This is a genomic window from Sphingobium sp. R-21 (genome assembly GCF_049913335.1).
Taxonomy (GTDB): domain Bacteria; phylum Pseudomonadota; class Alphaproteobacteria; order Sphingomonadales; family Sphingomonadaceae; genus Sphingobium.
The window spans coordinates 1,208,798-1,231,263 of record NZ_CP184374.1; the positions used below are offsets into that span (position 1 = coordinate 1,208,798).

Here is a 22,466-nt window from a genome sequence, read left to right on the forward strand (position 1 = left end):
TTAGACAATCGCGCATCGGATCAAGCCGATATCACGCCAGACGAACCCTCGAATCATTTTGTCCGAGTAATTGAATGGGTAACCAAATTGGTCGTTTAGCGCAAGGCTCTGCAAGAAAAATAATCCTCAGACATTTCTACCCTCCTGGCGTTTAAAGCGTTGTAATTCGAACCATCAGACTGATTAAATTGTCGATAAATCAAATATTTATGACTCACATGACCACAATTGCCTTGAGGACGGAATCAGCCTGATCGATTAGGTTGGGCAGATCGCGCGGCAGGTCGTTTATCGCCACGCTGTGCGTATGAAGAGCACGCATCGGCAACTTTCCACTGCATATGGCAGCTATTACTCTGTCAAAATCACCCGCAGTGGCGTTTCGGCTGCTCAGCAAGGTCGTTTCACGCTTGTGAAATTCGGGATCCGGGAAAATCAGGTCATCCTTGACGACGCTCACCAGCACATAAGTGCCGCCGTGCGCAACATAGGCAAGTCCTGCGGACATCGCCTGGATGTTACCCGTCGCATCGAAAACGCAGTCAAAGAATTCTCCGTCCGTTGCCGCCGCCAGATCAGCTTTCAACTGATCGGAAACCAACAATGTGTGAGCAATGCCAACCTTCTCGCGCGCATGATCAAGCCGGGCCTGCCGCGTGTCGATCAAGGTCACATCCGCACCGTCGAGCTTCGCGAACAGCGCCACTGCGACGCCGATCGGTCCTGCCCCGACAACCAGCACACGATCGTCGCGGCGCACAGCCGCGCGAGACACTGCATGAGCGCCAATCGCGAGGAACTCAACCATCGCAGCGTGGTCGGGCGACAGCCCGGTAGCGTCTATCAGTGCCCTTTCCGGCACAAGCACATATTCGCTCATTGCACCGTCCTGGTGCACGCCAAGAACGGAGATGTTGCTGCAGCAATTGGGCTTGCCGCGGCGGCAGGCACGGCATTCGCCGCAGGCCAGATAGGGATTGACGGTCACCAACTGACCAATGCCGAAGGCGGAATCTTCCCCGGTCGCGGCAACCGTGCCTGAAATCTCGTGCCCCATCACCCGCGGGTAGGAGAGGTAAGGCTGGGTCCCCGAATAAATATGATAATCGGTACCGCACAAACCGACCCGCGCGATCTTCAGCAGAACTTCACCCGGACCGGGCTGAGGCCGGGCTCGTTCTATCACCGAAAGCGCGAATGGCGCGTCGCACAGAATCGCCTTCAATGGCCGCGTCCCGGACAAGACCCTTCACCACCCATCTTCACTGAACTTTCCTTCCTATCATGCGAAATCGATCCGCAGGGCGCTTGCCAGGCGGCTCGGCAGTCGGTCCGGCAGCGTCACCGTCAGGGCCGCGCTGTCCTGTTGGAAATGGAGTTGCGCAGGATTGCCCAGCAATGTGACGCGCCTGATCCGACGCTGGTCATGGGGATTGCCGGCGGCCAGCGACGCGATCGAAACGCGACCGCGCGGTTCGCCCAGAGTGATCGCATAGAGGGCCCCACCACCTGCGGTGAACCGTATGTCCTGCGCCGTATAGGCCACGTCTTCCCGAAACATCCCGTCCTGCGTTTCGGTCGGCCCCTCGCCGTGGATCTTCCACGGGCGCGTGCCATGGATAGCGGCGGCGTTGACCTTCATCCATGCGGCCAGTTCGACCAGCAACTGGTCGGATTCCGGCGGCAGGCTGCCATCGGGATAGAGCGTGACGTTCAGCAAGAGATTGCCGTTCTTGCTGACGATGTCAGCCAGCAGGCCGATGACCGTCGCTGTCGATTTATGGGGAAAGTTCTCGCTGAAGAACCAGTCCGCGTTGGACGTATCGGTCTGCCAGGGCCGATCCTGAATGCCCTTGAGCACCCCGCGCTCTACGTCCTGCACCACCGCGTTGCGATGGAATTCACCGGAGCCGGTCTGCTTGCAATTATAGACCGCTTCGAGCTTGCCGGTCCGCGCTATGCTGCTGTTATAGAAATGGGCGAGCAGGCTGCGCCCGGTCTCCCCGAACGGCAGGCCGCCGTCGCTGTACAACAGGTCGGGCTGGTAGCTGTCGATCAGATCGCTGATCCGGTCGAACCAGTGGCGGTGAAAGGCCGGATTCTTGGTATACCAGGACTCCGGGGTATTGATGAACGGTTCACCCCGGTTGTCGTGGTAGAGGTCGGCAAAGCGGGCGTCGCTACCGTCATAGGATCGGCCCAGCATAGGCCAGAACTGATCATATAGGTGGCTGGGATGCCACCAGGTATAGCTTGCCCCCAGATGCTCGGACACGCCAAAGCGCAGCCCCTGGCGCTTTGCCGCCGCCTGCCATGCACCGACAATGTCGCGTTTCGGCCCCATCTCCGCCGCATTCCAGCGGTGATGGCGCGAGCGCCACAGGTCGAAATTGTCGTGATGAACACCCATGGAGACGAAATATTTGGCTCCCGCCGCCTTGTATTTCGTCATCAGCGCATCGGGATCGAACCTCTCCGCCATCCAGAGCGGAATGATGTCCTTATAGCCCTTTTCCGAAGGATGACCGTAGGCCTTGAGGTGATGGTCGTAATGCGGATGGCCGGGAACATACATGAAGCGCGCATACCAGTCGCCCTGCCCCGGAACCGCCTGGGGACCCCAATGTGCCCAGATCCCGAATTTGGCGTCGGCGAACCAGGAAGGGACTTCATAATTGTTCAGACTTGCGACCGACGAATCAAAACGGCCGCCGGCGATCCTGGCCACGCCCTGCCGCGCACTGGCGCTCGCAGGAGCGAGCGCCGAACTCAAGGCAGCCGCCAACGGTGCCCCAAGTAATTGGCGCTTGGTAAAGCCCGACATCCGATTCTCCCCTGATGCGCACCTCTATGAGGTGATCGTCTGCACTTGTTTGCATATTTACAAACATATTTTCAAGTTGCAATTGAACCTTCGATTGACGAAATCGGATGACGGTGCCGCCATCGAATGCCAGGGGGATGAACGAACGTGCCGCGATCCGAACTCAAGCGCGCCTACGCGGCACCAGCAGTCGAAAAGACCTTTGAGGTTCTCGAATACCTCGCCACCCACCCCAAAGGGGCGCTGGTCAGCGAAATCGCCGCCGATCTGGGGCGAACGGTGGGCGAGCTTTTCCGGATCATCGTCGTGATGGAGAATCTGGGATATTTGCGTAAGTCCCAGACAACAGACCGATACACGGTGAGCTACAAGCTTCTGGACGTTGCGTTCCGGGCCACGCCATCGCAGGATCTGGTGCGGGCCGCTTTACCTGAAATGCAGGGGCTGGCGCTGGAAACGGGCCAATCCTGCCATCTGGTGGTGCCCGCCACGGGCCACGGGATGGTCGTCGCGCGTGAGGAGCAGCCTGGCACGCGGGGATTTTCCCTGAAGGTCGGTACGATCGTCGACATCCTCAAAAGTTGTTCGGGCCAGGTGATCCTGGCCTATTCCAACCAGGCACGGGTCGACCGGATCGTGCGCGAGGTTGAGGAAGAACGGCATGTGACGGTCGACCGCGAATGGCTGGCGGAGCGGCGGGAGGCGATCCGCCTGGCCGGTTTCGACAGTCGGCCCAGCCCGATAACCTACGGCGTCACCGACATCAGCTTCCCCATCTTCGGTTTCGACAAGGATGTGGTTGCGGCCCTGACCATTCCGTTCCTCTCATTGATCGACGGGTCGCAGAAGGTCGAAATGGACGCGGCGCGCGACATGCTGCGCCGCACGACGGAGCGGATTTCCGATCGGCTGGGCTACCAGCCCTAGGACGGATCGACATTCAGATGATGACGAGCCGAAAATGGTGGTTTTTCGTGACCCGGCGCGCAGCGTACTTCCAGTAGGTGAGCACCGGAAGCACGAAAGGCCAACATTTGCAGGCCGTCAGGGCTGAATGTCGATCCGTCCTAACCGTGCTTGCGCGCTTCCCCAGCGGAAACCATCGCGTCAAACATCCTTCCGCAGATGTTCAGCCAGCATGAAAATGCGTTCGGCAGGCTGCCATTTCACGCCATTGCCGGCTGACGGCACCGGCTTCTGGAACCGGTCCATCTGCGCCTCCCAGGCCTGGGATTCCGCGCTGCCAGTCCGATCCTGAGGCTCCACGTCGCCCGCGGTCTCCGTAATCATCACCAGCCTGTCGCCGGTACGATAAATCTCCATCAGCGTATTGCCGGCATCAAGGATGTCCTGCAACACCCGCGCGGGCACGTTGCCCGGCCGATGCCACCGCTCATATTCTTCCGCCAGCGCCTCGTCGCTGAGATCGAGCACATAGACCTGCCGTGCCATCAGGCTCCTCCCATCACCATGTTACGGGTGATCCGGCGGCCGAACCAGGCGATCACCAGGAAACAGACCAGCGGCACGAACATCGCCATTGCCAGCGAATGAAGCCGCTCCGCCATAAGGCCGGTCAGCGGCGGGAAGATGGCTCCGCCGATAATCGCCATGACGATCAGCGAAGAGGCAATTCGCTTGCTCGGCCCCAGTCCGGCAAGGCCGAGCGTGAAGATGGTCGGGAACATGATCGACATGAACAGGCTGGTCAGTCCCAACGCGACGACCGCGATCATTCCTCCCGCGCTCATCGCGACGCCGCACAGTACCGCCGCGATCAATGCGTAGCCCGTCAGCAGTCGCGGTGCGGGGACATAGCGCATGAGCCCCGCGCCGGCGAACCGCCCGACCATGAACAGAAACAGACTGATGCCCAGCCATTGCGCGGCCAGTTTCTCACCAATGTCGGTCTGGTCCTGAGCGAAATTGATGAAATAGCTCCACACCGTCACCTGTGCGCCGACATAGAAGAACTGGGCCAGGATCGCCGCCCGCAGGCGTGGGCGGCGCAGCGCAGCGCCCAGTCCGCCACCGGATTGATCGGTACCCTGCCCTTCGGCGATCACGGGAAAACGCGTTAGCGCCACGATCGCGGCAAGGGTGAGGACAACGGCAGCCAGCGCAAGATAGGGCAGCCGTACCGCAAGGGCTTCGGCCGCACGATAGGCTTCGATCTGCGCGGGTTGCATGGCCGACAATTCGGCGGCGCTGTGCTCGATGCCCGAAAAGATCAGGGCGCCGCCCAGGAAGGGCGCGATCACACCGCCGAGCCCGTTGAAGCTTTGTGCAAAAGTCAGGCGCTGCGCCGCGCTCTCCTCCCGACCCATGGCAGCGATCAGCGGATTGGCCGCGGTTTCCAGAAAGGCGAGACCCGCGGCAATGATGTAGAGCGCCACAAGGAAAAAGCCGAAGGCGCGCACTCCGGCCGCCGGCCAGAACAGCAGCGCGCCGGCCGCGTAAAGGCCAAGCCCCGCGATGATGCCTGCCTTGTAGCCGTGCCGGGCAATGAACCATCCGGCAGGAAGGGCGAAGGTGAAATAGCCGAAGTAGAAGGCCGTCTGGACCAGGCCCGACTCCATCCGCGACAGTTCCAGCGCCTTCTGGAACTGCTTGATCAGGATATCATTGAAATTATTGGCTATTGCCCACATGAAGAACAGGCTGGTAACCACCGCGAAAGCCACCAGGAAGCGGCGCTCTACCAGGGTTGCCCGGCCATCGGCATGGCTCTTTGACGGCTCTGCTGCTTCGTAATGCATGGATGACACTGCGCACCCTCCCCTTTTTGCTTTTCCTTTGATCACCTGCCGTCAGGCGTTGGACCAGCCTCCGTCGATGACATGGCATTGCCCGGTCACGAAAGCCGCCGCATCGCTGGCCAGCCACAGGACGACCGCCGCCACTTCCTCCGGCTTGCCCAATCGCCCAACTGGCTGCCGCGCTGAAAACCGGGCAAGCGCCGCGTCGAAATCACCCGTCACGCGCAGCCGCTCCTCCAGCGAGGGCGAACGGACCGTGCCTGGACAAACCGCATTGCAGCGAATGCCCTCGGCAACATGGTCCACGGCGATGGCTTTGGTCAGGCCGACGACGGCGGCCTTCGTCGTGTTGTAAACGAAGCGATCGGGCACGCCGATGATCGCGCCGGCGACCGAGGCGATATTGACGATCGAACCACCCCCCGCACCGATCATGCCAGGCAGGACGGCGCGGATCACCCGGACCATCGCCGCCACGTTGATCGCATAGGCTTCGTCAAGATCGGCCTCGGTACTGTCAAGCAGCGTGCCGCCATGAACCTTGCCGACGCAATTGACCAGAATGTCCCAGGCCGCACCCTCCTGCGCGAAAAGCGCGGCGATTGATTCAGGGTCGGTCACATCGACAAGGCGGGTGCGGCATCCCGCCAGCGCCGCCAATGTTTCGGCATTGCGGTCGATCGCCAGGACATCCGCGCCCTGCGTTGCCAGCAATTCGGCGCAGGCTTTGCCGATCCCCTGCCCGGCGCCCGTCACCAGCGCCCTCTTGCCAGTGAGGCCGAAGGGACTGGGGGTCATGTTCGACTCCTGTTCGGCAGGCAGGCCGGACCTGCCGCCTCGAACTGCTTGTAGGTCAGGATGAATTCCTGGTGGCCGAGTTCTTCTGAAAGGCTTTGCCTGCCTCCTGCGACATCGACCACAGCGTCGTAGATCTCGTCGGCGACCTGATCCAGATCGGCCGCACCCGCCAGGATGCGCCCTGCGTCCACATCCATGTCGCTCGACATGCGGGCATAGGTTTCGGGGTTGGCGCAGATCTTGATGACCGGACTGATCGCCGATCCGACCACGGAACCGCGCCCGGTGGTGAACAGGACCAGATGGCAACCGCAGGCAATCAGTTCGACGATTTCGGCATTGTCCGAAATATTGGGAAAGCCGAAACGGACTTCGCCATCAGGCACCACGTCCAGCAGGTAAAGCCCAGGTCCGGAAGGATGATCGCCGGGTTTGAGCAAGCCCGAAATCGGGCTGTTCCCGGACTTGGAATAGGCTCCGAGCGACTTTTCCTCCTGCGTCGTCAGCCCGCCTTCGGCGTTGCCGGGCGAAAAGCTGCCATAACCAAGGACGGTATAATAGCGCTCGGCCTTTTCCACTACCTGTTCGATCAAGACACCAAGTTCGGGCGTGATCGCTCGTTCGGCCATGATCTGTTCGCAACCGATGAGTTCACCGGTTTCCTCGAAGATGCAGGTTCCCTGTTCCGCGATCAGCCGGTCGAAGGTTCGACCAACGGCCGGATTGGCGGTGATGCCACTGGTCCCGTCGGACCCGCCGCAAATCGTCCCGACGACGAGATCGGCAATCCCCATTTGCACCCGTGGCGTGCTTTCGGCGCTGACGGCGAGCAGTTCGCGTGCCTTGGCCACGCCGGCTTCGATCGTCTTGCGCGTGCCGCCCTGCTGCTGGATGACCAGCGTCTCCACAGGGCGGCCGGATCGGGCAATCCGTTCCGCCAACCCTTCGCGGTCGAACCCCTCGCAGCCCAGCGAGAGCAACAAGACCCCGCCCACATTGGGATGGGTCGCCAGTCGGGTCATCATCGTATCGGCATAGGCATTGGGGAAGCAGCCGGGAAAACCGATCAGCTGGACATTATCGTCCGCCACCTCCGTCACGATCCGGCGCGCGACATGATGCGCGCACTCGACCAGATAGGCGACCAGCACGACGTTGCGAATGCCCTTGCGCCCGTCGGGCCGAAGATAGCCATTCCAAAGGACAGGAGCATCGTTCATGTCGGATCTCCGTCCCGCAGCACGTCGCGTTCGTGCGACGGAATATAGTCGCTGCGCAGGTTGTGCCGGTGCACATGTTCTCCTCTTGCTGCAGGGCTGGTCATGGTGCCGATCGGGATGCCATAGCGCATCACCTTGTCGCCGCTCGCCAAATCGCGGCGCGCCAGCTTGTGCCCCAGGCCGACCGCGCCTGCCGCGATCACTGGTGCCCCATCGATTTCCACCTGCTCCCCTGCATCGATGGGAGCGACGCAGATAACCACATTGTCGGCGGGGTGCAGGGCAATGACCCGGACGCGATCAGTCATAAGAAAATCCATAGAAGCGTGCCGCGTTGCCGCCGAACACGGCGGCGCGTTCGCCAGGGTCGAGATCATCGAACAGGGCCAGGGCCTGGTCGAGCCAGTCCCGATATCCCCCAGCCAGATTCAATACCGGCCAGTCGCTGCCCCACATCAGCCGCTGCGTACCGAAGGCGGCGCGAACCGCCTCGACATAAGGGGCAATCGTCGCCGCCGACCAATCATCGCCTGCCTCGGTCCACAGGCCCGAAACCTTGCAATAGACGTTCGGTTGCGCCGCCAGCCGCGCGATGGAATTCCGCCATGCAGCGCTGTCGCCGGAAGCGATGGCCGGTTTGCCGCAATGATCGAGCACGATAAGCAAATCGGGATGCTGCGCGGCGAGCGCGACAATATCGTCGATCTGGTGCTGAAGCACCAGCGCATCGAAGCGCAGCCCGGCGAAGGCCATCGCTTCCAGCAAGGGGCGGAACGCCGACTGCAATATCCAGCCCGGTTCAGGCTCGCCCTGGATCATCGGGCGCAATCCCTTGAGCAGGGGACGGCGAACCAGCGCGGATAGCTGGTCCAGCGCATCCGCCGCGGCAAAGTCGATCCAGCCGACCACCGCTTTGACATGGGCGGCCCGCTCGGCAAGTTTCAGGATGAAGCGGGTTTCCTCGACCGCCGGAGCCGCCTGGACGAGAACGGTTCCGGTCACGCCGGCATCAGCCAGCAGCGACGCGAGGTCGGCAGGAAGGAAATCCCGGTGGATCAACGCCAGGTCGGGGGTTGGCCAGTCAGTGAACGGATTGGCCAACTGCCAGAAGTGCTGATGCGCATCGATCATCCGCGTCAGCCTTGCAACTCTTGGACAACAGGGACCGGCGCGTTGTCCGGAATAACTCCTTCATCCTTCAGCGCCGTCCAGAAAGATGACGGGATCGGGGCGCTCGCGAGGGCCAGCGTGCGGTCGACCAGATCGGCGCTGCCAAGCCCTACCAGAACCGACGCGATAACAGGATGCGCGCGGGTGAATTGCAGCGCCGCGGCAGCCAGGGGCACTCCGGCCTCATAGCAGAGCGCCTCGATCCGACCGACCCGCGCGATTATCTCGGGCGGCGCAGGCGCATAGTCGAAATAGACGGGTTGGCCCGAGCGCGTTCCAGTCGCCAGAATACCGCTGTTGTAGACGCCGCCGGCCACGATCCGCGCCCCATGGGCTGCGACACGATCGAAAAATCCGTTCAGCGGTTCCTGTTCCAGCAAGGTGTAACGCCCGGCCAGCAGGAAGCAATCGAAGCGTCCGACCGCCATGGCCTGGTCGATCACCGCGGTCTCATTGACGCCAAGCCCGATCGCGTCCACCGCCCCGCTGGCGCGCAGTTCGTCCATGGCCCGGTAACCGCCCTCCGCGAACTGCGCGAAATGGTGCGAATGCATCGCTCCGTGCGTCAACGATCCCAGATCATGCGCGTAGAGCAGTTCAATGCGATCCAACCCCAGCCGGCGCAGGCTCGCTTCAAACGAGCGCATCACCCCATCATAGCTGTAATCGAAGTGCACCTTGTTCGGCAGCGGGTCGGCAAATCCGTCGCGCATGGGGTGCAGGCTTTCGCTTGTCGGGTCGAGCAGGCGTCCGACCTTGGTCGAAATGACGAACTGATCGCGCGGCAGATCGCAAAGGGCCACTCTTAGACGCTGCTCCGACAAACCCATGCCGTAATAGGGCGCCGTGTCGAAATACCGAACGCCGCTTCGCCATGCACGGTGCACCGCGTGGACCGAGTCAATGTCGCGCACAGCCCGGTAGAGATTGCCGATGACCGCCCCACCAAAGCCGATTGGCGCAAGCCGCGCATTGCCCCACAAATTCTTATCCTTTCCCATGATTCACAACTAGGGAAGGTTTTTGCATATATGCAAGTTGATTTTTAAATTTTGCACTGCTGTGCAGCAATCGCGCTGGATCCCAAGATCGATAGCGACCACGATGTTCGGCACAATGCTCCACTCGGCACCCTTCTCTCCACCCGGCTAATCGCGGCGATCACCCATCCCTGCAATTTGCGATCCCACCAATGGCGACCCGGGAAATTCTGGCGGCAGCGCGAATTGCACATGCTCCTCGGCCGGATTTGCATTATTGTCTGAGTAATCATTGCAGATCGCGAGAAATGTAGCAATGCATCTTTCGGTATCCCGCTGGCATCGCGATGCGAGGACCTCCGCGATCATCCTCCAAAGCATAATTTGTATGAGTTTCTTTTGCAATTGTGAACTATTATTTTTATATACGCAAAATCCCCGCTCTGACGGTTTTGGAGCGATAGGGCATAAAATCGGGACGCCATCAACCGGAAAGGCGGCGTTCCATCATGAGCTAAACCATGGAGAGAGCGTGTGAAACTGCGGCGTCGTGAGCTAGTCGTGTCAGCCCTTGCCTTGGCAACCGCGGGTTGCGGCGGCAGCAGCGAATCAGGCTTGGCCCCGCCCCCACCACCACCGCCGTCGCCACCTCCTCCTCCGCCGCCGCCTCCACCACCCCCTCCGCCCAGCCTCTACCCCAGCTACAATGTGAACCCGATCTCCGCGATCTCGACCGGCATGGGAACCGCCGCAGAGGTCGCCGCAAAGTTCAAGCTCGGGCTGAACATCGGCAACACGCTGGAAGCCACGGGCGGGGAAACCTTCTGGGGCAATCCAATGATCACCCAGGCATTTGTCGACAAGGCCAAGGCATCCGGCTTCGATGCGATCCGCCTGCCCTGCGCGTGGGATCAATATGCAGACCAGGCCACGGCGAAGATCAAGGCGAGCTGGCTCGATCGCGTCAGGGAAGTGGTGCAATATTGCATCAACGCCGACTTGTACGTCATGCTCAACATCCACTGGGACGGCGGCTGGCTCGAAAACAACGTCACGGTTGAAAAGAAGGATGCCGTCAACGCGAAACAAAAGGCGTTCTGGGAGCAGATCGCCACGCATATGCGTGACTTTGACGAGCGGCTGATCTTCGCCAGCGCGAACGAGCCGAACTGCGACACGGCCACGCAGATGGACGTTCTATACAGTTATCACCAAAGCTTCATCGACGCGGTCCGCTCCACCGGCGGAAGGAACGCCTATCGCGTGCTGGTACTACAGCTTCCCAACGTCAACATGGACCTTTCCAAGACCTTGTGGACGCATATGCCGACCGACACTGTGAGCGACCGGTTGATGGTGGAACCCCATTTCTACAGTCCTCCCAATTTCTGCATCCTGTCCGAGGACGCGTCATGGGGTCGGATGTTCTATTATTGGGGTAAGGACTTCCATTCGACGATCGAGCCGGATCGCAACGCCACCTGGGGTGAAGAGCCCACTGTCGACGACCATATGGCGCTTGCCAACCAGATGTTCGTAAGCAAGGGCATACAGGTCATGCTGGGCGAATATGGCGCGCCACGGCGCACGACGCCGCTGGATCTGGAAAAGCACCTGGCCTCGCGGGCACATTGGATGAAATATGTGACCCAAAAGGCATTGGAGAACGGCCTTCGTCCCTTCCTGTGGGATACAGGTGACCTCATCAACCGCTGGACGACCGAGATCAAGGACCAGCAAGGTCTCGACGCCCTGCTGGAGGGTGCCGGCAAGAAGTGATCCATCCGGCCTCGTGATCGAAATCATTCCCGGCGGATGGCCTAATTGGCTGTCCGCCTCCTCCCTCTATCGGTCTACGGGAACGCCCCGTTCATTGATGTAAGGCGGAGCTGCTGAAATCGGGATGGGCGCATATCACGCCTGCCGGTTCAGGGATGACGACCAACCCTGACCCGGCAGGACGCGGCTATGCCATCCCTCAGTCAGTCAGGGCCGCGCTGCCCCAGCTTACCGGGAAATCACCACCGCCGGGCCGGTCAGTCCGGGCAACCAGTTCAATGATGCGATAACCGGCAACCGATGCCTCAATCGATGCTGGAGCTGTTCCCGCAGCCTGCCATGCTGATTGGGACAGGAGCTTTCGGTCACCATAAATTTCAAACCGAACCCGGCGCCCGCCGGCATCACCTGAATCGTCGATCCCTACCTGTGCAACCAGCTTTCGCTTGCCCGGATTGCGCACCTCGATCCGGGAATTGGCCATGATTCCGATACCGTACGGAAATTTGGTGCCGGAAATGCTCAGTTCCTGGCCCCATGGAGCGCGATCGGCGCGAGCGCCGCCCCAACCGGCGTAACGCGGCGGTTCGCCCCCGCCCCGCGTGCCAGTCCACGGCCCCAGCCCGCGATGAATCATGGGATCGAGCTGGCGCGCCGTGACGCCATCGACCGCCGGATAGACGTTGCCGGGCAGCTCCGACAGATAAGATCCATTGGGGAGCAAATGCCGGCCCGAGACGCGATAGACCAGCGTCTCTCGGGGGCTCACCGGCAGCTTGGTCTCTCCGACGAACTGCATGGTCTTGCCGCTCCACAGATCGGTCATGCCGATCTGCGCGTCGGAGGCCAGCTTAAGCTGTGCAGCCGTCAGGTCCGCTTCGATCGGGGCGCTGGTCCGATTGAGGAGGGCAACCGCCTTGTCGCCGTTCGCCAGCGTCTTGACGTAGATTTGCAGATCGTTGGAATCATAAGCCAGGACGGCCTGATGTCCGCCAGGATCCTGGTTGAGCGCGATGATCGCGCTGTTGCCCAGGACGGCAAGCTGTTCGGCATTGGCCTTGCGAAGATCGAATCCGATGATCAGCGGCGCGTTGAGCATGGCCCACATGCTGAAATGGCTGCGCGCTTCGGTCATATGGGCGGCGTCGAACTCGCCGCTGCCGATAAACAGCATGTCGGGATCGTTCCAAGACCCAGGGTGCGCATAAAGCTCGCGCCGCGCCGCCGTGTCCATGTTGTGAAGCATACGGCTCCACTGGGGGGTGATATCCTCGCTCGTTCGCGACAGGTTGCCGACCTTGGCGGCCCAGCTGCGGACGTCCGCCGATCCCCAGATGCACAGCGAGAAGGTATATTGCCCGTCCGGATTATGCCGGTCCAGCGCCTGCGCAACCTCCTCGAACAACCCGCGGACCGCCTTGACATCGGTGCGCTGGATGGAATCGAAGTCGATCAAGGGCGGAAAGGCGCGATAGGTGCCGTTCTTCACCAACGGACTGGAAGCCGGCAGGGCGCGGATGCCGCAACCATCGACCTTGATGTAGTCGAAACCCCATTCCTTGAAGAAGATCCCGATGTCCTGATCCACATGGCCGTAAAGCCCGACTTCGCGCTCGGCCACAGACCCCTCCGGGTTCGTGCTCGAACCGTTGCCAAAGACCTGCCCGCAGGTGTTGCGCCCGATATCCGAATAAATCCCCGCCCGAAGTCCCATTGCGTGCAGCCGGTCGGTCAACGGCCTGAAGCTGGTGGAGCCGTCCGGCATCGCCGCCGACGGGAATGTCTTTGTGCGGATTATCACGCGACCTGTCGCCATATCGCGCTTCCACCACCAGCCGTCGTCGATATTGATGCTCTTGAAGCCCTTGGCGGCAAGTCCGCTGTTAACGATGACGTTCGCCGATGCGAGAACCTTTTCCTCGTCAATGTCGCCATGAAAAGCGTTCCAGCTGTTCCAGCCCATCGGTGGGGTTGCAGCCTGACCCTTGGTATTGGCGCTCCATCCGCCGGTTGCGGCAAGATCGTCCGCGAATGCCGGCCCTGCGGCGATCATGGCCAATCCGGCACTGGCCCAATAAAGCGAACGCAGCATTCCTTCACCCCTTTTGATTATCGATCGTCGCGCGACGGAATCCGTTGCCAGAACAATGCCGATGGCTGGCTTCCACCGCGCTGCCCATTCAAGCGCGATCCAAAGACCGCGTTCGATCAAGGCATGCTTATTAGTCATACAATATTGAAGAAGGCAAGCGCTCTATGACCATGCGCTGGCGCCGGGTTCGGATTTTCCATGGATGCGCACGCCTTAACCGGCACAAGGTTTATCCTGACTTGCCGGAGCGATGATGCGTAAGCCGGCTTCACAAGCTGCCCTGGTCAAAGGCGTGATAATTCGCCGAAGAGTGATTTTATGTATGAGTAATTATGGATGGAGCCTTTCCATTCCCCTCCTTTTCAGGCTGAAGAATCTCATGTCTATTTTTATATATGTTATTTCATTTTCTTTCATGCAATGAGACGGCGTGATCATCCAGTTTGGAACAAGCCGATTCCTGCAGGCGCATGTCGACCTGTTCGCGCATGAAGCGCGCCTCGCTGGCGCGGACGTGCCCCCCATTGTCGTGGTCAAGACCACGCGCGACGCTGCCCGCACCAGCCGCGTCACGGCCTTTGGCGACCCGGCCGGTTTCGACGTGATCATACGCGGGCTGATCGACGGTAGCCCGGTCGAGGGTACGACGCGGGTGCGCAGTGTGGTTGCGGGCTATGCAGTTGCGACGGATTGGACGAAAATCCGCGACCTTTTCACAACCAAAGCGACACATGTAGTCTCGAACACCGGCGACAGCGGCTATGTTGTGCCGGGCGACGCCGAAACCGCTGCGACCGCCCTGGTGGGCGATGAACCGCCTCGCGGCGGTTTTGCCCTGCTGCTGCTGGCGCTGCTGTACCGCCGCTGGGCCGCTGCGAAGGGGGGCATCACCATCCTGCCTTGCGAACTGGTTCCATCGAATGGCCAGGCGCTGCATCGCTCTGTGGCCGAACTGGCCCGCGCATTGGCTTTGCCTGCCGACTTTCTTCGGTGGCTCGATGCAGATTGCCTTTGGCCCGATACGCTCGTCGACCGCATCGTCAGCGAGCCGCTGGAACCGCTGGGCGCGATTGCCGAACCCTATGCACTATGGGCGATCGGGAGCCGGCCTGGCCTTGCCCTGCCCTTCAGCCATCCCGCAATCGTGATCACCGATGAACTGGAACGGTTCGAACGCCTGAAGTTGCACATTCTGAATCTCGGCCATAGCTGGCTTGCCAACCGTTGGGCGCGAGCAGGCGCCCGGCGGGAGATGACGGTTCTCGATGCCATGCACGACCCGGACGAAGCCGCTGCGCTACGCGATGTTTTCAACGACGAAGTGATCCCCGGCTTCGCACGGCACGGAATGGGTGATGAGGCCAGGGACTATGTCGCAACGACGCTTGATCGCTTTTCCAACCCATATCTGGCCCATCGGCTTGCCGATATTCACCAGGGCCACGGCGCAAAGGTCGCGAAACGCATCGGCGGGTTCATCGACTGGATATCGCAAACAGCCGATGGCGATCTTCCCATGCCGCGATTACGAGCCGTAAGAGCCGCGAACATCTGATCCTCCGCAAGCCGAGACTGCAATCAAACCACGCAGCTTGACCGGGGAAAATCGCCGTCAGCCTTCCGGCCAGTAAAGGCGCATGGGATTGTCGACGAGCAGCTTGCGCTGCAACTCTACGGTCGGGGCTATGCGGGGGATCATGTCGACCAGCGCGCCATCGTCGGGAATGGCCTTTTCCATATTGGGATGCGGCCAGTCGGTGCCCCACAGCACCCGATCCTGATAGTCCGCCACCAGCGGCGCGACGGAGCGGGCAAAATCGTCCCAGGGCGCACCCTTGGGATCGAGCCGGTCAGGGCAGGTCACCTTGGTCCATATATCATCACGACTGTCGAGCAGGCGGCGGAACGCCTTCATGTCCATGCCGTCCGGGCCCTGGCTGACGTCGGGCCGTCCCATATGATCGATCACGATCAGGGTCGGAATCGCGTCCAGGAAAGGACGCATTTCCTCCAATATGTCCGCTTCGAAATAGACCACCACATGCCAGCCGAGCGACTGGATACGCTTTGCGATTTCCAGGAACTTGTCCTTGGGCGCGTCGTCGACCAGCCGCTTGAGGAAATTGAAGCGCACGCCCCGCATACCGCCTTCGTGCAGTCGTTCGAGTTCGGCGTCGGTGATGGCGGGATCGACCACGGCGACGCCGCGCGCCATGCCGGCCGACCTTGCGATGCCGTTCAGGGTCGCGCTGTTGTCGGTGCCATGGCAGCTTGCCTGTACGATGACGTTGCGCGCGAAACCCAGCCGGTCGCGCAGCGCGAACAGCATGTCCGGGCCGGCATCTTCAGGAAGATATTTGGCCTTGGGACTGAAGGGGAACTGCGCCATCGGGCCGAAGACATGGCAATGCGCGTCGACCGCCCCCGCCGGCGGGATGAAGCTGGGGACAGAGGGGTTTGCGTGCCAGGAAACGATCCGGTTGCTTTCTGGGGCGCTCATGCGAAAACTTCTCCATCCATCAACTTGCGAGCGGTGCGCAGCATGGCCGCGCTGGTGACGGCGCCGCTTTCGTCCAGTTCCATCACGCAGGTGGTTTCGCCGGTCGGATGTTCGACCGACAATATCTTGCGCGGGCCGGAAGGAACGCTTGCAACCTCGGCGGCAGGAGAACCCTCTATCAGGCAGGCCGTGGTAACGCTGACCGCGCCCAACACGCCGATCGAGGCATGGGCGCGATGCGGGATGAAGCTGCGCACCGTGACCGCGCCACCGCTGCGGGGCGTCGCGACCAACATCATCTTGGGGACCGATTTTTCCCGGACGTCGCCCAGGTTCATCCGCTCGCCCACGGCCAGGCGGATCGCCTCTATCCGTGATTTGAGCGCGGCGTCATTGTCCAGCGTCTCGCGGTCCTCATAGCCGCTGATGCCGACGTCCTGCGCCTTCATCACGACGCAGGGCATGCCGTTGTCGATCAATGTGACGCGCACGCCCTCCACCACATCGAAGGCATTGCCGGTGGGTAGCAGCGCGCCGCAGGATGAGCCGGCCGTGTCGCGAAACTCCAGTGGGACGGGCGCTGCGGAGCCGGGCACGCCGTCGATCCTGGCTGCACCGTCATAGCACGGCTTGCCGCCGGGTGTGCTCACCGTGGCAATGGCGATCTGCCCCGTATTCTCCATGAATATGGCGACGCGGGTTTCATCGTCCAGCGCGTCGACGAGACCGCGCTCGATGGCGAAGGGGCCGACGCCCGCAAGGATGTTGCCGCAATTCTGCGCGTCGCTGACGATGGCCTGGTCCACGAAGACCTGAAGGAAGAGGTAATCGACGTCGACACCCTCCCGCTCCGACTTCTTCACCACCGCAACCTTGCTGGTCAGCGGATCGGCGCCGCCCATGCCGTCGATCTGGCGCGGGTCGGGCGAACCCATGATCCGCAACAGGAAGGCGTCGCGCGCGGCGACGTCGGTGGGCAGGTCTTCGCTCAGGAAATAGCCGCCCTTGGACGTGCCGCCGCGCATCCACATCACGCGGGCGGACCGATGGGGATCAGACATATTTCAGCCCCATTTCTTCCAGGCGCGGCCGCATGTTGTAGATGTCGAGACCCAGTTCCCCGGCCGCCAGCCGCACGCGCTTCGCCTCCTCCGCCGCCTCGCGCGCCTGCGCCTTTTCCAGCACCGCTGCGGCATTCGCGCGCGGCACGATGCAGACGCCGTCATCGTCCGCGATCACGACATCGCCCGGATTGACCAGGGCGTTGGCGCAGACGACGGGCACGTTCACGCTGCCGAGCGTCGCCTTGATCGTGCCCTGGGCGTGTACCGCCTTCGACCAGACGGGGAAGTCCATCTGCTTCAGATCGCGCACGTCACGCACCCCGGCGTCGATGATCAGCCCGCGGCAACCCCGCGCCAGTGCCGAGGTTGCGAGGAGATCGCCGAAATAGCCGTCGGTACAGGGACTGGTGGGCGCGAGGAGGAGGACGTCGCCTTCCTTCAACTGCTCGATGGCGACATGGACCATCCAGTTGTCGCCCGGCGGTGCCGAAATGGTGACCGCGCTGCCCGCGATCCGCGCGCCGGGGTAGATGGGGCGCATATAGGGCGCCAGCAGGCCGGTGCGGCCCTGCGCCTCGTGCACGGTGGCGACGCCGCATCGGGCGAGGCCGTCAATGACGGAGAGGTCCGCCCGCTCGATATTCTGGACAACGACGCCGGACATGATCCTGCTCCCCATGCAATGCAATTCGCATTTCCATGAACGAGGCGGTGAATGGGGACAAATCCGATCTATGCGCCGGCCATAAATTTTTGCTAATTATCCACCATGGCTCCTGACCAGTTCAATATCCGTCATCTTGCGGCCATGGCCGCCGTCGTCGAGCGGGGGAGCGTCTCACTGGGCGCCCGCGCGGTCAATCTGACGCAACCCGCCGTGACCCAGGGCATCGCGAAGCTGGAGGCGCAACTGGGACTGCCGCTGTTCGAACGGCAGCCGGGCGGCATGGCCCCGACCGAGGCGGCGCTGGCGCTGGCGCCGCGCGTGGACGCGGCATTGCGCCTGATCGGCAGCAGCCGGGTCACGGCGGCGCAGATCCGCGCATTCGTGACGCTGGCGCGGGCGGGCAGCTACCCGGCGGCGGCGGCCGAAGCGGGCGTGACCGAACCTTCGCTGCACCGGGCGGTAAGCGATCTGGGCCTGGCCATGGGTTACAGGCTGGCCGAGCGGCGGGGTCGAGGACTGGTGCTGACGCGGCAGGGCGCGGCGCTGGCGCGACGGTTGCGGCTGGCGCTGGCGGAGCTGCGGTCCGGGCTGGAAGACATGGCCGACATAGGCGGGCAGGAAGGCGGGCGGATCATCGTCGGCGCCATGCCGCTGTCGCGCGCGCGCCTTCTGCCAGCCGCGATCGCGAGTTTCCGCGCAAGCTTCCCGCATGTCGACATCAGCGTCCATGAAGGCTCCCATGCGGAGCTTGTCGGGCCGTTGCGCGACGGAGAGATCGACATGATGATCGGCGCGCTGCGCGACCCTTCGATCGGGCAGGATCTGGTGCAAAGGCCGCTGTTCGAGGATCGGCCGATCATCATCGGGCGGGCGGGACATCCGCTGGCAGGCGGGTGGACCCCCGATGACCTGCGCCGTTTTCCCTGGATATTGCCGCCCGAGGGCGCACCGCTGCGGCAATTGTGGCAACGCATGTTCGCCGCGCTGGGCGGAGCGTTGCCGGCCGTGCCGATCGAGTGCGGTTCGGTGATGACGATCCGGCAGTTGCTGCTGGGAGGCGATTATCTGACGCTGCTGTCGGTCGACCAGCTCGCGCTGGAACTGGAGGTGGGGATTGTCGCCGGCATCGGTCCGGCACCCGGTTCGGTCAGCCGGACCATCGGCGTCACCATTCGGGCGGGCTGGCGTCCGACGCGCCTGCAGGCCCGCTTCCTGGACGCCGTGGAAACCGAGGCCGGCAACATATATTCGTAAATTCTTATAAGAGGCGCATGGATTCGATTGGCGGACCGCCGGGCTATGCGCCATGCCCCGCAGGATGGAGCAGGAACTGGGTCTGATCGGATTTGGCGAGGCAGGGTCCACCTTTGCCGGGGCGGGCAAATGGGGCGCGCGCGCGCATGTGTTCGACCGCAAGACGGATGATCCCGCCGACGCGCAGGCGATGCGGAAGGCCTATGCCGCAGCCGGCGTGACATATGCGCCGTTGCTGGAGCAGGCCTTGTCCGGCGTCGACCTGGTGGTGTCGCTGGTGACGGCGGACCAGGCGCTGGCCGTGGCGGAGGCGGCGGCGGCATGGCTGCGCGCTGGATCGATCTATTGCGACATGAACAGCGTCGCCCCCCAGACGAAGGAGCAGGCCGCGCGCCTGGTCGAGGCGGCGGGCGGCCATTATGTCGACGTGGCGGTGATGGCGCCGGTCAACCCGGCGCGCCTGTCCGTTCCGCTGCTGCTGAGCGGGTCCATGGCCGCGCAGGCCGCGTCCCGGCTGGCGGCCCTTGGCTTTTCGAACATCAATGTCGTCGGCGAAAACGTCGGCCGCGCTTCCTCCATCAAGATGATCCGATCCGTCATGGTGAAGGGGCTGGAGGCGCTGACCGCCGAATGCGTGCTGGCGGCCGAGGCAGCGGGCGTGCGCGAGGAAGTGCTCGCTTCCCTGGACGCCAGCGACAAGGCGCAATCATGGGGCGACCGGGCGGACTATAATCTGGACCGCATGATGATCCATGGCCTGCGCCGCGCCGCCGAAATGGAAGAGGTGGTCCGCACGCTCGACGGGCTGGGCACCGGCGCCGCGATGAGCCGGGGCACGGTGGAACGGCAGCACGCGATCGGCGCGCTGGGCGTGAAAGCGCCGGGCAAGGGGCTGGGCGCGAAGATCAGCCAGATCATTCAATCAAATGCACGAAAGGCGGATGCCGCATGAGCCTGATCATCGACTGTCACGGCCATTATACCGTATTGCCCAAGGGGCATGACGCCTGGCGCGAGGAACAGAAGGCGGCGTACAAGGCAGGCGTGCCCGCCCCCGCCTATCCGGAAATTTCCGACGACGAGATCCGCGACACCATCGAGTCCAACCAGCTGCGCCTGATCAGGGAACGCGGCGCTGACCTGACCATCTTCTCCCCCCGCGCATCGGCCATGGCGCCCCATTTCGGGGATGCGGAAGTCGCCAGGGAATGGGCGATCCGCTGCAACGACCTGATCGCCAGGGTCGTGGCCATGTTCCCCGACACATTTGCCGGCGTGTGCATGTTGCCGCAGTCGCCGCAGGCCGACATGGCGAACAGCATCGCGGAACTGGAACGTTGCGTCGACATGGGCTTCATCGGCTGCAACCTCAATCCCGATCCGGGCGGCGGGCATTTCCGGCATCCGCCGCTCACCGACCGTTACTGGTACCCGTTCTACGAGAAGATGGTGGAGCTGGACGTGCCGGCGATGATCCATGTTTCAGGGAGCTGCAACCCGGCGATGCATGCGACCGGCGGCTATTATATCGCGGCCGACACGATCGCCTTCATGCAGTTGCTGGAGGGAGACCTGTTCGCTGATTTCCCCACCCTCCGCTTCATCATTCCGCATGGCGGGGGCGCCGTGCCCTATCATTGGGGGCGCTATCGCGGGCTGGCCGATATGCTCAAGAAGCCCAGCCTCGACACGCATCTGATGAACAACATCTTCTTCGACACCTGCGTCTATCACCAGCCGGGCATCGACCTGCTGGCAGATGTGATCGACAACAAGAATATCCTGTTCGGATCCGAAATGGTCGGTGCCGTGCGCGGGATCGACCCGACCACAGGTCATTATTTCGACGACACCAAGCGCTATGTCGACGCGCTCGACATCAGCGCGGAGGAAAAGCACGCCATCTTCGAGGGCAATGCCCGCCGCGTCTTCCCGCGGCTGGACGCGATGCTGAGGGAGCGGGGACTATGACGACCGAACGCCCCGCGCATCAGGACATTCATGAATATCTCGCCGAGTTCGAGGATATTCCGGGCACGCGCGTCTTTACCGCGAAGCGCGCGCGGCAGGGCTATCACATGAACCAGTTCGCCATGAGCCTGATGAAGGCGGAGAATCGCGAGCGGTTCAAGGCGGACGAGCGCGCCTATATGGACGAATGGCCGCTGACCGAGGCGCAGAAGCAGGCGTTGCTGGCGCGCGACTATAATGCGTGCCTGGACCTGGGCGGGAACATCTATTTCCTGTCCAAGCTGTTCTCGACGGACGGCCTGCCCTTTGCCGAGGCGGTCAGCACGATGACCGACATGAGCTTTCCCGAATATCGGGAGATGATGAACAAAGGGGGCCGCTCCCCCGAAGGGCTTCGGTCCATCAAGGAGAAACGCTGATGGCCCGCATTACCGCAGGCGTCGCATCAAGCCATGTGCCGCTGCTGGGCGTCGCGTCGGATTTCGGCAAGGATCGGGACGAGTATTTCGGGCCCATCTTCGCCGGCTATGACTGGACCCGCGAATGGGAGAAGGCGGAGAAACCCGACGTCGTGATCCTGGTCTACAACGATCATGCGTCGGCCTTCGACATGAAGATCATCCCGACCTTCGCCATCGGCTGCGGCGAACGCTACAAGCCCGCCGACGAGGGTTGGGGGCCGCGCGCCGTCCCCGATGTGGAGGGGCATCCCGACCTCGCCTGGCATATCGCCCAGAGCCTGATCCTGGACGAGTTCGACATGACCATCATCAACGAGATGGATGTCGACCACGGCCTGACCGTCCCGCTTTCCATGATGTTCGGCAAGCCCGACGCCTGGCCGTGCAAGGTCGTTCCGCTGGCGGTGAATGTCGTCACCTATCCGCCGCCGTCGGGCAATCGCTGCTGGGCGCTGGGCGAGGCGATCGCCAGGGCGGTGGCGAGCTTCCCCGAGGACCTGAACGTGCAGATATGGGGCACGGGCGGCATGAGCCACCAGCTTCAGGGGGCGCGCGCGGGCCTCATCAACAGGGAATGGGACAATCGCTTCCTTGACGGCCTGATCGGGGAGAGCGACCATCTGCGCCGCATCCCGCACATCGAATATCTGCGCGAAACAGGCAGCGAGGGCATCGAGATGGTGATGTGGCTCATCATGCGCGGCGCATTGGGCAGCAAGACCCGCGCGCTCCACCGCCATTATCATGTGCCCTGTTCCAACACCGCGATCGGCCATCTTGTGCTGCGGCCGGATAATGGCGAAGGATATGACATGACCGGCAGCGAAGGAGGACCGCCTATCGCTCCGACATGAGGCACATCGCCCGAAAATCCCCGGCAAGAGGGAGACGGGCGTCAAGGGAGGGTCATATGACACAGGCATTACG

The 22,466-nt window shown here is 62.3% G+C and carries 21 protein-coding genes; 8 read left to right on the plus strand and 13 right to left on the minus strand.

The window, feature by feature from the left end:
• Positions 1 to 214 precede the first annotated feature (214 nt).
• Both ACN9MX_RS05585 and ACN9MX_RS05590 read right to left on the minus strand, forming a co-directional pair.
• Complete coding sequence (locus tag ACN9MX_RS05585; protein WP_426387329.1) at positions 215 to 1,225, minus strand: zinc-binding alcohol dehydrogenase family protein; 1,011 nt, start codon at positions 1,223 to 1,225, stop codon at positions 215 to 217.
• Positions 1,226 to 1,282: 57 nt separating this feature from the next.
• Positions 1,283 to 2,824, minus strand: a complete 1,542-nt coding sequence (locus ACN9MX_RS05590; protein ID WP_426387330.1) for an alpha-L-fucosidase — start codon at positions 2,822 to 2,824, stop codon at positions 1,283 to 1,285.
• A 147-nt stretch (positions 2,825 to 2,971) separates the two neighbouring features.
• On the opposite strand from ACN9MX_RS05590, the gene ACN9MX_RS05595 reads away from it, so the two are divergent.
• Positions 2,972 to 3,751, plus strand: a complete 780-nt coding sequence (locus ACN9MX_RS05595; protein WP_133652229.1) for an IclR family transcriptional regulator — start codon at positions 2,972 to 2,974, stop codon at positions 3,749 to 3,751.
• A 180-nt stretch (positions 3,752 to 3,931) separates the two neighbouring features.
• Here ACN9MX_RS05595 and ACN9MX_RS05600 read toward each other — a convergent pair whose 3' ends face one another.
• From ACN9MX_RS05600 to ACN9MX_RS05630, 7 genes are read right to left on the minus strand one after another with little or no spacing between them, the layout of a single operon-like run.
• Positions 3,932 to 4,276 (minus strand): L-rhamnose mutarotase, encoded by a 345-nt coding sequence (locus ACN9MX_RS05600; protein ID WP_363826245.1) that lies wholly within the window; start codon positions 4,274 to 4,276, stop codon positions 3,932 to 3,934.
• The gene (fucP, locus tag ACN9MX_RS05605) at positions 4,276 to 5,583 is read right to left on the minus strand and encodes an L-fucose:H+ symporter permease (protein WP_426387331.1); all 1,308 of its coding nucleotides are present in this window, start codon (positions 5,581 to 5,583) and stop codon (positions 4,276 to 4,278) included. The genes ACN9MX_RS05600 and fucP overlap by 1 nt, the downstream gene beginning before the upstream one ends.
• 51 nt (positions 5,584 to 5,634) lie before the next feature.
• On the minus strand, positions 5,635 to 6,381 hold the full coding sequence (locus ACN9MX_RS05610; RefSeq protein WP_426387332.1) for an SDR family oxidoreductase: 747 nt from the start codon (positions 6,379 to 6,381) through the stop codon (positions 5,635 to 5,637).
• Positions 6,378 to 7,601: a UxaA family hydrolase gene (locus ACN9MX_RS05615; RefSeq protein WP_363734577.1), complete on the minus strand. Its 1,224-nt coding sequence runs from the start codon at positions 7,599 to 7,601 to the stop codon at positions 6,378 to 6,380. Before ACN9MX_RS05615 ends, ACN9MX_RS05610 begins: the two co-directional genes overlap by 4 nt.
• Positions 7,598 to 7,909, minus strand: a complete 312-nt coding sequence (locus ACN9MX_RS05620) for a UxaA family hydrolase (protein WP_363734576.1) — start codon at positions 7,907 to 7,909, stop codon at positions 7,598 to 7,600. The genes ACN9MX_RS05615 and ACN9MX_RS05620 overlap by 4 nt, the downstream gene beginning before the upstream one ends.
• Positions 7,902 to 8,732 (minus strand): amidohydrolase family protein, encoded by an 831-nt coding sequence (locus tag ACN9MX_RS05625; RefSeq protein WP_426387333.1) that lies wholly within the window; start codon positions 8,730 to 8,732, stop codon positions 7,902 to 7,904. The genes ACN9MX_RS05620 and ACN9MX_RS05625 overlap by 8 nt, the downstream gene beginning before the upstream one ends.
• Positions 8,733 to 8,737: 5 nt before the next feature.
• Entirely contained in the window at positions 8,738 to 9,772 is a 1,035-nt protein-coding gene (locus tag ACN9MX_RS05630; protein WP_426387334.1) for an aldo/keto reductase, read from the minus strand.
• 687 nt (positions 9,773 to 10,459) lie between these two features.
• On the opposite strand from ACN9MX_RS05630, the gene ACN9MX_RS05635 reads away from it, so the two are divergent.
• Entirely contained in the window at positions 10,460 to 11,530 is a 1,071-nt protein-coding gene (locus ACN9MX_RS05635; protein WP_426387335.1) for a glycoside hydrolase family 5 protein, read from the plus strand.
• Between the two features lie 199 nt (positions 11,531 to 11,729).
• On the opposite strand, the gene ACN9MX_RS05640 is transcribed toward ACN9MX_RS05635, so the two are convergent.
• A complete protein-coding gene (locus tag ACN9MX_RS05640; RefSeq protein ID WP_426387336.1) occupies positions 11,730 to 13,622 on the minus strand; it encodes an NPCBM/NEW2 domain-containing protein in 1,893 nt (630 codons plus the stop codon).
• A 430-nt stretch (positions 13,623 to 14,052) separates the two neighbouring features.
• Between ACN9MX_RS05640 and ACN9MX_RS05645 the strand changes: the two genes are divergently transcribed.
• A complete protein-coding gene (locus ACN9MX_RS05645) occupies positions 14,053 to 15,177 on the plus strand; it encodes a mannitol dehydrogenase family protein (protein WP_426387337.1) in 1,125 nt (374 codons plus the stop codon).
• Between the two features lie 57 nt (positions 15,178 to 15,234).
• Here ACN9MX_RS05645 and ACN9MX_RS05650 read toward each other — a convergent pair whose 3' ends face one another.
• Genes ACN9MX_RS05650 through ligK form a run of 3 tightly spaced genes read right to left on the minus strand, consistent with a single transcriptional unit; the run spans position 15,235 to position 17,850 of the window.
• Positions 15,235 to 16,122, minus strand: a complete 888-nt coding sequence (locus ACN9MX_RS05650) for an amidohydrolase family protein (RefSeq protein ID WP_363826270.1) — start codon at positions 16,120 to 16,122, stop codon at positions 15,235 to 15,237.
• Complete coding sequence (locus ACN9MX_RS05655; RefSeq protein WP_426387338.1) at positions 16,119 to 17,183, minus strand: 4-oxalomesaconate tautomerase; 1,065 nt, start codon at positions 17,181 to 17,183, stop codon at positions 16,119 to 16,121. Before ACN9MX_RS05655 ends, ACN9MX_RS05650 begins: the two co-directional genes overlap by 4 nt.
• Positions 17,176 to 17,850 carry a 4-carboxy-4-hydroxy-2-oxoadipate aldolase/oxaloacetate decarboxylase gene (gene ligK, locus ACN9MX_RS05660; RefSeq protein WP_363734568.1) on the minus strand — a complete coding sequence of 225 codons (675 nt, stop codon included), beginning with the start codon at positions 17,848 to 17,850 and terminating at the stop codon, positions 17,176 to 17,178. Before ligK ends, ACN9MX_RS05655 begins: the two co-directional genes overlap by 8 nt.
• A gap of 105 nt (positions 17,851 to 17,955) precedes the next feature.
• Here ligK and ACN9MX_RS05665 point away from each other — a divergent pair, with 105 nt between their 5' ends.
• The 5 genes from ACN9MX_RS05665 to ACN9MX_RS05685 all read left to right on the plus strand — a co-directional run bounded on the left by ACN9MX_RS05665 (position 17,956) and on the right by ACN9MX_RS05685 (position 22,393).
• Entirely contained in the window at positions 17,956 to 19,107 is a 1,152-nt protein-coding gene (locus tag ACN9MX_RS05665; protein WP_363754843.1) for a LysR family transcriptional regulator, read from the plus strand.
• A gap of 64 nt (positions 19,108 to 19,171) precedes the next feature.
• The gene (locus ACN9MX_RS05670) at positions 19,172 to 20,059 is read left to right on the plus strand and encodes a DUF1932 domain-containing protein (RefSeq protein WP_426387478.1); all 888 of its coding nucleotides are present in this window, start codon (positions 19,172 to 19,174) and stop codon (positions 20,057 to 20,059) included.
• Positions 20,056 to 21,078: an amidohydrolase family protein gene (locus ACN9MX_RS05675; RefSeq protein ID WP_363734566.1), complete on the plus strand. Its 1,023-nt coding sequence runs from the start codon at positions 20,056 to 20,058 to the stop codon at positions 21,076 to 21,078. The genes ACN9MX_RS05670 and ACN9MX_RS05675 overlap by 4 nt, the downstream gene beginning before the upstream one ends.
• Positions 21,075 to 21,497: a protocatechuate 4,5-dioxygenase subunit alpha gene (ligA, locus tag ACN9MX_RS05680; RefSeq protein WP_363734565.1), complete on the plus strand. Its 423-nt coding sequence runs from the start codon at positions 21,075 to 21,077 to the stop codon at positions 21,495 to 21,497. Before ACN9MX_RS05675 ends, ligA begins: the two co-directional genes overlap by 4 nt.
• Positions 21,497 to 22,393 carry a class III extradiol dioxygenase subunit beta gene (locus tag ACN9MX_RS05685; RefSeq protein WP_363754847.1) on the plus strand — a complete coding sequence of 299 codons (897 nt, stop codon included), beginning with the start codon at positions 21,497 to 21,499 and terminating at the stop codon, positions 22,391 to 22,393. Before ligA ends, ACN9MX_RS05685 begins: the two co-directional genes overlap by 1 nt.
• The last annotated feature ends 73 nt before the right edge of the window (positions 22,394 to 22,466 follow it).